Origin of the sequence: Streptomyces sp. NRRL S-920 (assembly GCF_000717945.1) — a bacterium.
GTDB lineage: Bacteria > Actinomycetota > Actinomycetes > Streptomycetales > Streptomycetaceae > Streptomyces > Streptomyces alboniger.
The window spans coordinates 1-14,033 of sequence record NZ_JODF01000046.1 but is presented as its reverse complement, the minus strand read 5'-3'; the positions used below and the strand labels follow the sequence as shown (position 1 = coordinate 14,033).

Genomic DNA, 14,033 nt, shown 5'->3' with positions numbered 1-14,033 from the left:
CCAACACCTCGGCAGAACTGGCGACACAGCACCCATGCACCCTTCCCTGGCCTCGCAGCACACCCTGCCGGGCGACGATCCCTGGACCGTCGCCATCATCGGCAGCGGCCCGCGCGGTCTCAGTGTCCTGGAGCGCATGGCGGTGCGTCTCGCCCAGTCACCGCCGCGCACCCCGGTGGTCATTCACCTCATCGACGCCGTCGAGGTGGGGTGCGGGCGTGTCTGGCGCACCGACCAGCCCGCATACCTGCTGATGAACACTGTGGCCGACGAGATCTCTATGTTCTCCGGCCCCCGCGTGCCCGGCACGCGGGGGCGCCCCGGAGCAGGGCCGTCGCTGGCCCAATGGTGGCAGCAGTACGCGACAGACTATCCCGGTCCCAACTCATATGCTCCCAGAGCCCTGTACGGCCGCTACCTGCACTTCGTGCTCGACTGTGTCGAGGCGGAGCTCCCTGAACGAGTCAGTCTGGTGCGCCGACGCCAGGCCGCGACCCGGCTCCAGGGCGACCGAGACCACGGCTACCAGCTCGAGCTGGCAGACGGTTCCGTCTTGGCTGCGCATCGCGTTGTCCTCACCACGGGTCACGCCCGGACGCGGCTGACCGGCCCAGCCCAGGAACGCTCAGAATTCGTGGCACGGCGCCCACACCTGCGCTACGTTCCAGCCGGTCCGGCGGCGGAGATGCACCTAGACGAGCTCCCCGGCGGTTCCGCCGTGGGCGTCATAGGCCTTGGGCTGACCTTCTACGACGTAATGGCGGCCCTCACGATAGGCCGCGGCGGCCGATTCACCGAGACAGCGAACGGGTCACTGGCCTACCGGCCTTCAGGTGACGAACCACGGTTGTTCGCCGGATCGCGCAGCGGCCTCCTCATGCCTGGCCGCGGCGTCAACCACAAACCACCGGACCAGGTGTACGCCCCCGCCATTTTCACCGAGTCCCGTGTCGCCCGACTCAAGGCCGGCCCGAGGCTGGACTTCGTCCGCGACGTCTTCCCCTGGCTCCGCGCGGAGATGGACCTCGTCGCCACCGTGGCACACAATCGTGCGACCACCGGCCCAGCCCAGCGCGAAACCTTTGTGCGCGCTGTGGCAGCCGAGGCCGAACGCGCCTTCCCTGACGTCGCCTCCCAGGCGCAGCAGCACGGGCTGTCCCCCATGCCAGCCCCCGACCTTGACGCGCTGGCCCAGCCGTTCCGGGGACACTTCTTCACCGACACGGAGCATTTCCGGCGCACGCTCACGGAGGTGATCGACGCTGACCTGCGCGAAGCCGACCGGGGCAATCTCCTCTCACCCCGGAAAGCTGCACTCGACGTGCTGCGGGACGTGCGCTGGCTGATCTGTGCCCTCGTCGATTTCGCTGCGCTCCGGCCTTCATCACACGAGCGGGACTTCATTGGCTGGTACGCGCAGCGCAGCGCCTTCCTGGTGTCCGGCCCTCCGCGGATTCGGCTGCGTCAGGCGCTTGCGCTGATGGACTGCGGCGTGCTCAACGTACTTGGCCCAGACACCCGCTTCAGCATGGATTCCGCTCACGACCGGTTCGCCGGGGAATCCATGGCCGTCACGGGCTCGCGCGTGCTCTTGGACACGGTGGTAGACGCCCGGGTACCGCCAACCGACGTCCGTTTGGACAGTTCACCGCTGATGGTGAACCTTCACGCCCGCGGCGTCATCCGGCCGTACCGCAACGCGTGGGAGCCCCCTGACGCTCCGCGCGAAGAGTTCGAGACCGGAGGCGTGGACGTCAGCCAGGCGCCATACCACCCGTTGTCGACGCACGGGGAAACGGACGAAGGGATCTGCGTACTTGGCATTCCGACCGAGCACACCCGCTGGTTCATGACCGTGGGCGGTCGCCGCCCAGGCTTCTGGTCACAGTTCGACCAGGACGCGGACGACGTGGCACGGAGCGTCCTGTCCGGTGTCCGTACTGACGACCCGGTGCCGGCCCACGCCGGGCCCTGAGGCAGAAGGAGCCAGCGTGCCGGAAAGACGAGAGAAGGAGCGATGAGCACTCATAACCAGCAGGAGCGGACGTTTCCGCCAACACGAAGCTGTCCGTTCAGCCCTCCTGCCGAATACGGGCGGATGAGGGAGGAAGACCCGGTACGCCAGGTCACCCTCTGGAGCGGCCAGCGCATCTGGGCGGTGAGCCGCTACCAGGATGTGCGTACGGTCCTTACCGACGAGCGTTTCAGCGCAGACATCACACGCGAGGGCTTCCCTCTCATGCGCCCTTCAGTAGGGCTCGCCTTCCGCTCTGTCGGTCGCCGAAACTTCATGCGTATGGACGGACCTGAGCACGCCAGGCTGCGCAAGATGGTCGCTCAGGACTTCACCGCTAAGGCGGTAGAGCGTTGGCGGCCCGACATCCAGACGCTGACCGACGGCATCATCGACCGGCTCCTGGGCGACGGGAAACCGTTCGACCTGGTGGCCAAGATCGCAGAAGAGATACCCACCCGGGTCATTTGCTGGATGCTCGGCATCCCCGAGCACGATCGCGCCTACTTCCGCGACCTCACCACCCGGTACATGTCGACCCAGTCAACGCCCGAGGAAACCAAAGAGGTGGTGGAGGGCCTTATCGCCTACCTCGACCGTCTCATCGACACCAAGCGGGAACAGCCCGAGAACGACATGCTCAGCCGTCTCGTCCACGAGCACCTGTTGACGGGCGACTTGGACCGCGAGGACCTCAACGCGACCGCCCGGCTGATGCTCGTCGCGGGCCACGAGACCAGCGTAAGCATGATCAGCATGGGCACGCTGGCCCTGCTGGAGCATCCCGAGAAGTGGGCGGCACTACGGGCAGACCCGACTCAACTACCCGATGCCGTAGAGGAGTTGCTGCGTTATTTGACCGTCGTGCATCAGACCGCCGTGCGCGTGACCGCGGAGGAGGTCGAGATCGGCGGAGTCGTCATCCCCGAGGGGCAAGGCGTCATCGCCCTGACCTCGTCCGCCGACCGCGACGGAGCCTACTTCGCTGACCCGGACACCATCGACTGGACCCGCGCAAAGCTCCGCCAGCACTTCGCCTTCGGCTACGGGCCCCACCACTGTCTGGGACACCTGCTCGCCAAGGTCGAGTTGCAAGTGGTTTTCGCCACCCTGCTGCGCAGAATGCCGACCCTGCGGCTAGCGGTGCCCTTTACCGAACTGGAGTTCAAGAACGACCAGTCGATCACCGGCGTCACACGGTTGCCGGTCACCTGGTGACTGCCCCGGGCGGCGTTACTGCCCGTCCTAGGCCCGGTTGACCGGCACTCGCACCCCGCACCCATCGCTCACCAAAGGAAAGCATCGTGCAGCCCACCTACGTCCTCACCGACAACGAACGCGACGAACTCTTCACCGCTCTGCAGACGGTCACCGAAAACCCGTACGCGGACTACACCGCCTTCTCCAAGGCAGTCGCCGACCTGCGTGAAGGGCCGCTAGTTCCCTCCGCCTTCATCGGCGCCTGCCACACCATCCAGCGTGAACGGGAAGACGGCGTCTCGGACGCGCACGCCCTGCGCAACTGCCCCTTGGACGCAGAAATACCCTTCCTGGATCACGACGACCCGCTCGCCGACAAGTATGCAAAGAAGAAGACCTTCATCGGCGAAGTGCTGATGGAACTCTTCTCTCAGCTCACAGGCACCCCCCTGCTCGCGTACGCCTCCCGCTTCAACGGAGACTTCTTCACCGACGTCGTAGCCATCAACCGCTACAGCGGCAAGCAGACGGGATTCAGCGACGGCGAACTCGTCTATCACAACGACCGCACCGCCCACCGCGTCCGAGCCGACTACATCACGTTGCTGGGCATGCGCTGCCCGAGCGAGGAGCTCGTATACACGGGGTTCGTGGAAGGTCGGGCGTTGCTTGCCCACCTCAGTGCAGACGAACAGCAGGCACTGCGCACCCCCTGGTTCGTCACCCCCTTCGACGTATTCTCCAAGCACAACAACGGCAGTCTGACCGTCTCCGAGACGCACCCGATTCTGGAGAACGAACACAGCTTCCGCTACTTGGACAGCCACACCACCGTCGCGCCCGACAGCCCGGTGGAGGCCAAGGACGCGCTCATCGCACTGAAGAACGCGCTCGCTCGCGCGGAGAAGAAGCGGCACCGCATCCTCGTCGGCGACCTCTTCTCATTCGCCAACCAGGACGGCCTGCACAACCGGGAGAAGATCGACGTACAGGATGCACAGCGCGCCAAGAGCCGCTGGCTGCTGAAGACGTACGCGTTCCGTGACGAAAGCAAGGCAAGGCACCACGAGGGGACCTGGGTGGACGGGGTCCGGGGCCTCGTCGCCGACTGAGCCGTGCCACCGTGCTGCCCGCCTGCCTGACGTACGGGAGCACGGCCCGGTGTCGCACGCGTGCGACACCGGGCGAACCACCGGATAGGCCCTTGCTAGCACACCGGCACAGGCACGCGCGAAACACGTCGCGATGCCCGAACGCGCCCGGTAGTGGCGCCGAGTGAACACGTGAAGGAATCCCATGGGCCAGACCCTTGCCCACAAGATTTGGGACGCGCACATCGTGCGGTCCATTGACGAGCACAGCGACCTCCTGTACGTCGACATGCAACTGCTGCACGAGGTCAACACGCCGCAAGCTTTCGACGACCTGCGGGCCGCCGGCCGGGTCGTGCGACGGCCCGAACTCAACCTGGGCACCGAGGACCACAACACCCCCACCGTCGCCCTGGACAAGGTGATCCAGGACCCCGCCGGCCGACGGCAGACCACCCTGATGCGCAGCAACTGTGAACAGTTCGGCATCCCACTGCATCGGCTCGGCGAGGCCGACCAGGGCATCGTCCACGTGATCGGCCCCGAACTCGGGCTCAGCCGCCCCGGCATGACCGTTGTCTGCTGTGACTCGCACACCACCACGATGGGTGCCTTCGGCGCACTGGCGTTCGGGATCGGCACCGCCCAGGTCGAGCATGTTCTCGCTACCCAGACGCTGCTGGCACGCCGCCCTGGCGACATGCTCGTGACCGTCACGGGTCGACTGAACCCAGGTGTGACCGCCAAGGACCTTGTCCTGGCGCTCATCACGCAAATAGGCACCGGCGGCGGGCAGGGCCACATCATCGAGTACCAGGGAGAGGCTCTGCGCGAGTTGTCCATGGAAGCCCGGATGACCTTGTGCAACATGTCCGTCGAGGCCGGCTCCAAGGCAGGACTCATCGCCCCGGACGCAGTCACGTTCGACTACCTGGCAGCCTGCCCCGGCATGCTGACGGGCGACGACTGGGAGCACGAGGTCGCCTACTGGCGCTCCCTGGCCACCGACGACGACGCAGTCTTCGACCGGCGCGTCACGATCGACGCCTCCGCTGTGGCCCCCCAGGTCTCCTGGGGTACAAATCCCGCCCAGTGCGTGCCCCTGGACGGCCACGTCCCCAGCCCCGAGGACTTCCACGATCCGGCCGACCGGACAGCGGCCGCACGAGCCCTCGACTACATGGAGCTCACCCCCGGCACGGCCATGCGAGACGTCGCCGTGGACACCGTTTTCATCGGCTCCTGCACCAACGGCCGCATCGAGGATCTCCGAGCCGCCGCAGACGTCCTGCGCGAAAGGCGCGTCCACCCCGGCGTACACCTGCTCATCGTTCCCGGCTCGGCTCGAGTCCGGGCACGAGCCGAGGCCGAGGGCCTGGACGAGATCTTCCGCCGCGCGGGCGCGGACTTCCGGCCCGCGGCCGGCTGCTCACTATGCGCCGCGCTCAACGAGGACCGACTGCGCCCCGGGCAGCGGGCCGCTTCCACGAGCAACCGCAACTTCGAGGGACGCCAGGGAAAGGGTTCGCGCACCCATCTCGTGTCACCGGCCGTCGCGGCCGCCACCGCAGTTTCGGGTCACCTCGCACAGCCCGCCGACCTCTGAGCCCTCGGGAACGCCATGACACCCTTCACTACCCACACCGGCACCGGCATGCCACTACGCCGCAGCAACATCGACACCGACCAGATCATCCCCGCACGTTACGTGCCGTACTTCAGCTGGCACGGGCATACCAATGCGCTATTTGCCGACTGGCGTGACGATTCCTCGTTCGTACTCAACCTCCCCCAGTACCAAGGGGCGACCGTTCTGGTCTCTGGCACCGACTTCGGCACCGGCTCCTCGCGCGAGTCGGCTGTCTGGGCCCTGCAGCGCGCCGGATTCGTGGCGGTCATCGCCCCGCGCTTCGGCGACATATTCACCGGCAATGCACTGATGCGGGGCGTCGTCACGGCCACCGTCCCCGAGGACGTAGTCGAGCGGCTGTGGGGCGTGATCGAAAACGACCCTTCCACCCCCCTCAGCGTCGACGTCCAGCACCTGGAAGTGCGCTGCGCAGATATCACCCAGTCCTTCACCCTCGACCCCGGCGCCCGGCGCCGCCTGCTGGCCGGCCAAGACTCGGTGACCGAGACCCTCACGTACACCAGCGACATCGAGGAGTACGAGCGCCGACGGCGCCCTTTGCTCCCCGTGACCCACGTCAGGAGAACTCCGTGACCCAGGGCGCGGTGAACAGAACAACCGAGCGTGGCACGGAGCCCTTGCGCCGCGGGGCAGTCGGCCATCCCGAGGGGGTTCTCCCCCTCGTCTTCGCGGAGTTGTGGGAACGGTTCAGCTGGAACGGGATGCGCGGCATCCTGGTCCTCTTTCTCGTCTCATCCGGCGGCCTCGCCATAACCCCAGCCACGGCCGTAGCTATCTACGGAATCTACAACTCTGCCGCGTACATGCTGGCTGTACCAGGCGGGTGGCTCGGCGGACGGGTGCTTGGTCCCCGCCGAGCGGTCCTGCTCGGCGGAGCGGTCCTCGCCCTTGGGCACTTCTCCATGGCCGTTCCCACCATCGCCACCTTCTGCTGCGGCCTGTTGCTAGTGGCCGTCGGAACGGGCCTGCTCAAGCCCAACATTGCGGCCATGATCGGCGAGTTGTACGAGCGGAACGGCATGGCGGAGCGCAAGGACGCCGGCTTCACCGCCCTGTACGTCGGAGTGAACATCGGTGCCTTCGCCGCGCCCCTCGTGGTCGGCACCATCGCCGAGAAGATCAACTGGCACATGGGGTTCGCGATCGCCGGTGCCGGCATGCTGGTCTCTCTGCTGACGCTCCTCCTCAACCGGCAGCCCTTGTCGGGCATCGGCGGGCCCTCGGCCCCCTTGGACCCGCGCCAGCGAAACACCACGTTCCGCCGGACAGGCATCTGGGTAGCAGGGGCCGCCGTCCTCCTTGCAGTAGACATGGCAAGCGGGGCGTTCAGAATCGACCACATCGTGAACGTGATGCCCATCCTCGGAGTGGGAATCCCCGTGCTGTACTTCGCCTCGATCCTAAGAAACGGCGGGCTCGCCGGTGAGGACCGACCACGCATCAAGGCGTACATGTGGTTCTTCGGCGTCGCCGTTCTGTTCTGGATGATCTATGACCAGTCCGGATCGCTCCTGTCCCTCTTCGCAGATGGCGAGACCGATCGCAACCTCGGCGGCTGGCAGTTCCCGGCCAGCTGGTTCCAGTCAGTAAACCCCGCCCTCGTCATCCTGATGGGCCCGGCTCTGGCCGCGCTTTGGGTCTCGACAGCACGACGCTCAAAGGAGCCCAGCACGGTGACGAAGTTCAGCGTCGCGCTCTTGCTAGTCGGCGCATCCTTCGGCGTCATGGCGGTCGCCGGATGGTTCGCAGGAGGTAACGGGGCGGCGAAGGTGTCAGTACTGTGGCTCCTGACGGTCTATCTTCTGCAGACCATCGGCGAACTGTGTCTCGTACCTGTGGGTCTCGCACTGTCCACTAAGCTGGCGCCCGCAGCCTTCGTCAGCCAGCTCCTAGGCGTGTGGTACATGGCGGGGGCAACCGGGCATGCGATCAACGGTTGGGTCACTCAGCTCAACAAACCGATGGGAGACACTGCCTACTACGGGCTGTGGGCGGTCGTTGCGCTGATCGCCGGAGGTTGTTTCCTCCTCTGCTCCCGCCGACTGGGCGTCCTGATGCGGGGCGTGCGCTGAGGCTGCGGCGAACCACAGCACGGAGCCAACTTGCTGTACCGATCGCAGCGAGGCCAATCAGCGAAACGTCCGCACAGCGCGTCGGCCAGTACTCGCGGAGGGCTTGAGGACGCTGGCATGCTCTCCGCCCGGGTGCAGGCTCCGTTGCGGTGCCCACTAGTCCGAGAGCGGGGGAGTCCGGGCGTCGTATGCGCCCGCCGCCTGAACAAGCGGAGCGCCCACAATCACAACTTGTGGACCGCCCCTGTATTCGGCGCACTGGCGGCGGATGCCGTCGCCGTTGTTGCGGGCGCTGGAGCTGAAGTGCAACAACACCGCCTACCGGCCGGTGATGGACGCGATCGACCTGCTGAAGCGGTATCTGGAGCAGCCGTTGAAGGAGGGCGCCTTCTTCGATGCGGCGGAGACGGTGCCGCTGGAGGGGGTGGTGCCCGAGCAGTGGCGGGCGGCGGTGGTCGACGACAAGGGCCGGGTGGAGCGCATCCCGTACGAGCTGCGCGTGCTGGTCAGCTTGCGGGACGCCCTGCGCCGGCGGGAGATCTGGATGGAGGGCGCGAACCGGTGGCGCAACCCGGAGGACGACCTGCCCGCCGACTTCGAGGCCCGCTCGACCACCGGCGTCACGCTCACTCCGGTGGGTGCGGTGCTGCGCGACGAGGCGCGAGCCCTACTCAACCACGCCGACCGTGTCCGGGTGCGCGTGAGCGCAGCAGCCGGCGTCGCGACTATCACCATCGGCATCTTGGGCGACGGCACCGATCCGGGAGTGGCCAGGCTGGCCGCGGCCTACCGCCGAAACCACCCCGGAGTCGACATCCGTATCCGCGACACCGATCTGACTGACCCGACGTGCGGACTGCGCGCTGGGCTGGTCGACGTCGCTCTCACCCGGGCGCCGTTCAACGAGACCGCCCTGACCGTGCGTGCGTTGCGGAGCGATCCGGTCGGCGTTGTCCTGCGCGCCGACGATCCGCTGGCCCGCCGCGATGAGCTGCGGCTTGCCGAGCTGCGCGACCGCCGCTGGTTCCAGTGCAGGGCACCGACCCCATCTGTCAGTCGTACTGGAACGGTGGCAGGCCGCGCGAGGGACCAGTGGTGCGCGCTGTCCAGGAATGCCTGCAGGCTGTGCTGCGGAACGGCGTGGTCGGCCTGGCCCCGCTCGGACACGACCTGCCCGCGGAGTTCACCCGTTCCTCGGCCAGCACGGCGAGGACCAGGACGACGGAGCCGACGGCAGCGAGGACCCCCAGCGGTGACCGCAGGCCACCCGCACACGACGCTCCCGGCAGCGAGGCCCGCCATGCACACCAGCAGCCACACGGTCCTGCATGACCCCGACGGCCTGATCGAAGCCGGGCTCCCGCTCGATCGCGAACCGTACGAGAGCCTCGTCAAGGCCGTCCTCGCCTGGACCGACCAAAAGGCACCGCAGGGCTACGGACTGGTGACGCGGCCGTCGTTGCGCAGCGCGACCGCAAGACCGTGCGTGCACACCTTCAGTCCGCCGTACTGCGGGGTGAACTCAGCTACGTCAGCAACGGGCCGCTATCGGCGTACGTTGCCGTCGACCAGGATCTGACCTCACGTTTGGCGATCGGTTGCTGAGGCCCCGGGCGGGACTCTGGACCCTGCGCGGCTTGGGCGAAGTGCAGCACGACGGCCTTGTTCCTGACGGCGGGTTTCCTGGCGTGGTTGATCACCGACCGCCATCGCGAGGGGGAAAGCGTCTCTGACAGGGTTCGATACGCCCTCTACGCTGCCGCGCATGGCACACACATGGACAAGACTCCACGAACACCTCGGATGCCCGCCCGGTCCCCTCACCTTCGACATGGTCCGCCAGGCCGCAGCGGACAACTTGGAGGAGTCCGACGACCTGGACTGGAAGGAGATGCTTCCTCAGCCGCCCCGGGACGGTCGGTGGAACGAGTTCGCCAAGGACGTCGCCGCCATGGCCAACACTCGTGGCGGACTGATCATCTTCGGGGTCCAGGACAAGACGACCGTCCTGACGGGCATCGACCCCGACGGGGTCAACCGGCAGCAGTACGCCCAGTGGATCCGCAACCACGTCCAGCCCTACCTGCCGGACCTGGACATATTCGAGCTGACCGACGGGACGAAGACGGTCCTGGTCGTCGATGTGCCGGCCAGCGAGATGGCACCGCACTTCGTGTACGGCGGCGCAGCACGCGACAAGGAACAGCAGGCTGCGGTCGTCCCCTACCGGGACAAGGACCACACCGCCTGGATGGCAGAGCACCAGATCGAGCGGGCCTACCGCGACCGCTTCGCCCGCGTCGGCCGGGCAGAAGAAGAGATCCAGCGCCACATCGACTTCACCACCCAGACCGTCACCGCGCACGCCCACGTGCCCTCAGCTTGGTTCATCGCGGTCTCCCGACCCCAGAGGCCCCTGCCACGCGGGGCCTACACGATGAGCCGGGATCAGGCACGGGAGGTCTTGGAGGCCGCCAAGATGCGAGCCCGCGTTCTGCACGCGAGAGATCTGGTGCCAGGCCCCTTGGTCGGGATGGGGCCGGACACCCGACTCAACCCGCGCCCCGGCCTGCGCCGCTGGGTGTGCAACAACCTCCAGTCACCCATGAACCGAGAGATCATCACTGAGCTGCACTACGACGGCACTGTGGTGATGGCCGCCAATCTGTCCTTCATCCGCGCGGGGGGCGAGGAGCTCCCAGGACAGGACGACGTCCTCCAAGTATCCGAGCGCTTGGTGACGGCATGCTGCTACGACTTCATCGGCACCGCGCAGGAGCACCAGCGAAAGTTGCGCCTGGACAGCACCCTGCAACTGACTTCGCTGATCATCTCTCCAGACGGACCCAGGGCCATGACACCGCTCACCTCAACCTGGGGAGATGGGGCGGAGACGGAGCTGCCGTACACCCGCAGGCCCCACCATCTCCAGCCCGCTCACACCGTGCTTTCCCCTGCGGCGGCGGATGACGAAGGACGCAGCAGTGCTGACGAACTGTGCGCGGACCTGATGAGCCAGTTCGGGCTGTAGTCGAAGAGGACGCTCCGCGTGAGCGGTCGCCCCGGTCGACCAGGAGCACGAGGTTGCGCCAAGGGTTGCGCCTATCTGTTGCGCTGGATGTTGCGCTAGGTGTTGCGCGGCCCGCAGGATCGTCCCCGCGTCCGCGCAGGTCACCACGCTGTTTTGCCGTGGTCGGATCGCTGACATCCCCGTTGCGGCTGCTCTGCCCATGTCCCTTGGCTGGAGTGAAGGAGGAAGGGACGGGCGGGATGGGCGGCGCGGTCGCGGCCGGGGATCGGGGCGCGCCCAGCCCGGTTGCGCGTCGGCCAGTGCCGCCGCGCCCCGCCGCGCCCCCGTCAGCCCGGCGACGGAGGTGCTCTGGGACATCCGACCGGTGAGGGCTGTCAGTGGCGTGCGACATCATCGGCAGATGGCCACGCAAGCAGCTCCACCGACCTACCTGGATCGCCTCCGGACGGACCTGGACCTGATCGAAGCGGACTTCGTGCAGATCCTCGCGGACTCACAGATCCGAAACACCGACCCCAACCGCGGACGCGACTACGTGATGCACCTTGGCGCTCCCAAATGGGGATGGGTGCCCAGCAGCCCCGAACTCGAGGCGCGACGAATGCAACTGCTGGGGCGCGTGCGGGACTGGGAGCCGCTGTTCCGCCTGCTTTTCCCGCATCCGACTCCCGAGGTCACCAAGCGCCTTGAGGAGAACCTTGACCTACTGCGGCGCTGGCTTGAGCGCCCGCGTGACAAAACGGTGCCGGCCACCATCGACAAGGCCACCGACCACGTGCGCGACGCAGTGACCACACTCCGGAAACTGGGTGAGCTGCTGCCCTCTGACCCATGGGCGGTGCGCCTGGTGGTCGACACGAACGTGCTGTTGGACGACCCCGACGTGGCGATCTACACGCCGCTGCTGGGAAAGCGGTACATGGTTCACCTGATGCCCGCTGTCCTGCGGGAACTGGACGACCACAAGCGCGCCGGACGCAACCCCGATGTCCGAGATGCGGCGAAGAAGGCCGACCGCCGCCTGAAGGGACTGCGGACCAACGGCGACGTGCGGCGTGGCGTCCGAGTCGCCGGCGACGTGCACGCCGTCTTCGAGCACATCGAACCCAAGGGCGACGGGCTGCCGAACTGGCTGGACCTAGACGTGCCTGATGACCGCCTGGTGGCCTCCACCCTGCTGCTGCAGTCCCGGCATCCCGGCTCTTCCGTCTACGTGGCCAGCGACGACATCAACCTCCAGACGAAGCTCGCCGCAGTCGGACTGCCGTTCATCGAGGCACCCTGAACGGACGCTCCGCACTACATACGCTCAGGACATGACGATGACGCCGCAAGAGCTTGAGGATCAGAAAGAGACCCTGGAGCTGATCAACAGCGAACTCGCGGCGCGTCTAGCACGCCAGTCGGAGTCGGGCGTGAAGGTGGACACGAAGGCGATCTTCCTGGTCGGCTTCGCGGCCACAGGCGCCCAGTTCCTGGCCTCCCGGAGCTTCGAGCTGTTCACCGGTACCGCGGCCTTCGCGGCGTACGCGGTGGCCGCCGGCTTCGGCATCTCGGTCTTCAACCTCGCCGAGTACGAGGACATCAAGCCGCGGGACGTCCTGGACACCTACGCACGCTCGGAAAAGGGCGCGACGCTGGGGGCCCTGGCCGGAACGCGTGTGGGGATGTTCGAGAAGAACGCCCGCCTGCACCAGCGGAAGACCAAACGATGGACGGTCGCCCTGGCCGCTGTCGCCGCCGCGATCGTCCTCTCCACTGTCAGTCTCGTGCTGCACACTGGCGGCCATGACAGACACACAGAACCAGGGGAACCCAGCCCCACCTCCTCCGCCACCACCTCCGCCCAGCCTCACTGACTCCCTCGCCAACCCGGCTCTCGTGGGCACGGAGAAGAGGAACGAAGGCAAGCCCGCGCGCAACAGGGCGGCCACCCCGGGACAGACCGCCGAACGGCGTTGACCCGTGCCGCGGGAGCGGCCCTCGCCACTGGCCAGACACGAGACCCCGGGCCTCTGCGGCCCGGGGTCTCTCGGTGCTCTGGGATGCCCGACCGGCTCAACGACCCGCCGACGCGAGCGTCACGCCCACGGCACGCCCAGGGCGGCGAGGGCGGCCTGCTGCTCCGCCGTGAGCCGGTCTCTCCTCGTTTTGGTGTTGGAGATCCATACGCCCAGCTTCACGGTCACCGGCTCCGCCTCGCCGTCGACCGCGATCTCTTCGCTGGCCCCGCGCGGCACCGGACGGTCTGCGCCTTCCCGTTCCACCCATTGCGCGAGGGCCTGTACGCCCCGATGGAATGCCTGTTGGGCCTTGCTCTGCCCCTTCGTCGCACGCGTGGCCGCCGCGGCGGCAGGAGGCGCCTCGAGCGGCGTGATGCCCAGCTTGGTCAGTCGCTGCTGTTGCTCGGTCGACAGCTGCTTCCAGGTGCTCGGCTGCTTCTGCTGTTGGAGCCACCTGCCGAGATCATCACCGTCCATCAGCACCCCGGGGGCGATGTGGGGGAGGTGGCCGTTGGGTTCGTCGGCGGCGAGGTCGGTGAGGTGGCGGTGGTGGCGTTGCCAGTTGAGTGGCCAGGGGCAGTTCCAGTCGGGGTCGATCGCGGCCAGTTGCTTCGCGCGTTCCTCCGCCCGCTTGGGGTCCTTGCCGAGGCCGTCCTTGCGGCGGAGGTTGGCCATGTGCTGCCCGATGGGCACCATGCCCTTGGCCTCGCTCTCGCCCCATACCGCGTCCTGACGGGGTGCGAGGTGCCCGGTAGCCCGGTGGTAGGACCGGAGCACGGCGAGCTTGTTCTCCCATGCCTCTTCGCCCGGCTCCCACACCATCCCGGCCTCGGGGGCGTCCAGCAGGGTCTTGCGCCGCTCTTCAAGCTCACCTGTGAGGTTCGGCCGTGATGTCACTGGGATGTTCGGCGTTGTATGTCACTGACGTGTAGGTGTATTCGCGCTGCTCAAGGGCAGTTGAATCGGTCGAT

General features: G+C 67.1%; 10 protein-coding genes and 2 pseudogenes. 11 read left to right on the top strand and 1 reads right to left on the bottom strand.

Annotation, left to right across the window (positions count from 1 at the left end):
• Nucleotides 1-34 precede the first annotated feature (34 nt).
• From IG54_RS0127205 to IG54_RS0127160, 11 genes and pseudogenes are all read left to right on the top strand, one after another.
• Entirely contained in the window at nt 35-1,975 is a 1,941-nt protein-coding gene (locus IG54_RS0127205; RefSeq protein ID WP_051820022.1) for an FAD/NAD(P)-binding protein, read from the top strand.
• 42 nt (nt 1,976-2,017) lie between these two features.
• Entirely contained in the window at nt 2,018-3,232 is a 1,215-nt protein-coding gene (locus IG54_RS0127200) for a cytochrome P450 (protein WP_030789931.1), read from the top strand.
• An 86-nt stretch (nt 3,233-3,318) separates the two neighbouring features.
• Nucleotides 3,319-4,326 carry a TauD/TfdA family dioxygenase gene (locus IG54_RS0127195; RefSeq protein ID WP_030789928.1) on the top strand — a complete coding sequence of 336 codons (1,008 nt, stop codon included), beginning with the start codon at nt 3,319-3,321 and terminating at the stop codon, nt 4,324-4,326.
• Nucleotides 4,327-4,510: 184 nt separating this feature from the next.
• The gene (gene leuC, locus IG54_RS0127190) at nt 4,511-5,911 is read left to right on the top strand and encodes a 3-isopropylmalate dehydratase large subunit (RefSeq protein ID WP_030789925.1); all 1,401 of its coding nucleotides are present in this window, start codon (nt 4,511-4,513) and stop codon (nt 5,909-5,911) included.
• A gap of 15 nt (nt 5,912-5,926) precedes the next feature.
• Nucleotides 5,927-6,529 (top strand): 3-isopropylmalate dehydratase small subunit, encoded by a 603-nt coding sequence (leuD, locus tag IG54_RS0127185; protein ID WP_030789922.1) that lies wholly within the window; start codon nt 5,927-5,929, stop codon nt 6,527-6,529.
• Nucleotides 6,526-8,028, top strand: a complete 1,503-nt coding sequence (locus IG54_RS0127180; protein WP_037897814.1) for a peptide MFS transporter — start codon at nt 6,526-6,528, stop codon at nt 8,026-8,028. Before leuD ends, IG54_RS0127180 begins: the two co-directional genes overlap by 4 nt.
• Before the next feature lie 544 nt (nt 8,029-8,572).
• Nucleotides 8,573-9,210, top strand: a pseudogene (locus tag IG54_RS38325) (LysR family transcriptional regulator); the annotation flags it as partial.
• Nucleotides 9,211-9,328: 118 nt separating this feature from the next.
• On the top strand, nt 9,329-9,607 hold the full coding sequence (locus IG54_RS43125) for a hypothetical protein (protein WP_158708933.1): 279 nt from the start codon (nt 9,329-9,331) through the stop codon (nt 9,605-9,607).
• A 186-nt stretch (nt 9,608-9,793) separates the two neighbouring features.
• Nucleotides 9,794-11,059, top strand: a complete 1,266-nt coding sequence (locus IG54_RS0127170) for a helix-turn-helix domain-containing protein (protein ID WP_030789915.1) — start codon at nt 9,794-9,796, stop codon at nt 11,057-11,059.
• Nucleotides 11,060-11,459: 400 nt separating this feature from the next.
• Nucleotides 11,460-12,344, top strand: coding sequence for a PIN domain-containing protein (locus IG54_RS0127165; RefSeq protein ID WP_030789912.1), 885 nt, complete (start codon nt 11,460-11,462; stop codon nt 12,342-12,344).
• Between the two features lie 31 nt (nt 12,345-12,375).
• The gene (locus tag IG54_RS0127160; protein ID WP_030789909.1) at nt 12,376-12,918 is read left to right on the top strand and encodes a hypothetical protein; all 543 of its coding nucleotides are present in this window, start codon (nt 12,376-12,378) and stop codon (nt 12,916-12,918) included.
• A gap of 222 nt (nt 12,919-13,140) precedes the next feature.
• Here IG54_RS0127160 and IG54_RS0127155 read toward each other — a convergent pair.
• Nucleotides 13,141-13,935, bottom strand: a pseudogene (locus IG54_RS0127155) (helicase associated domain-containing protein); the annotation flags it as partial.
• Nucleotides 13,936-14,033 lie beyond the last annotated feature (98 nt).

Coding starts and splice junctions, on each gene's coding strand:
- IG54_RS0127205 (WP_051820022.1), top strand. CDS start 35: ATGCACCCTTCCCTGGCCTCGCAGCACACCCTGCCGGGCGACGATCCC.
- IG54_RS0127160 (WP_030789909.1), top strand. CDS start 12,376: ATGACGATGACGCCGCAAGAGCTTGAGGATCAGAAAGAGACCCTGGAG.
- IG54_RS0127170 (WP_030789915.1), top strand. CDS start 9,794: ATGGCACACACATGGACAAGACTCCACGAACACCTCGGATGCCCGCCC.
- leuD (WP_030789922.1), top strand. CDS start 5,927: ATGACACCCTTCACTACCCACACCGGCACCGGCATGCCACTACGCCGC.
- IG54_RS0127165 (WP_030789912.1), top strand. CDS start 11,460: ATGGCCACGCAAGCAGCTCCACCGACCTACCTGGATCGCCTCCGGACG.
- IG54_RS43125 (WP_158708933.1), top strand. CDS start 9,329: ATGCACACCAGCAGCCACACGGTCCTGCATGACCCCGACGGCCTGATC.
- leuC (WP_030789925.1), top strand. CDS start 4,511: ATGGGCCAGACCCTTGCCCACAAGATTTGGGACGCGCACATCGTGCGG.
- IG54_RS0127200 (WP_030789931.1), top strand. CDS start 2,018: ATGAGCACTCATAACCAGCAGGAGCGGACGTTTCCGCCAACACGAAGC.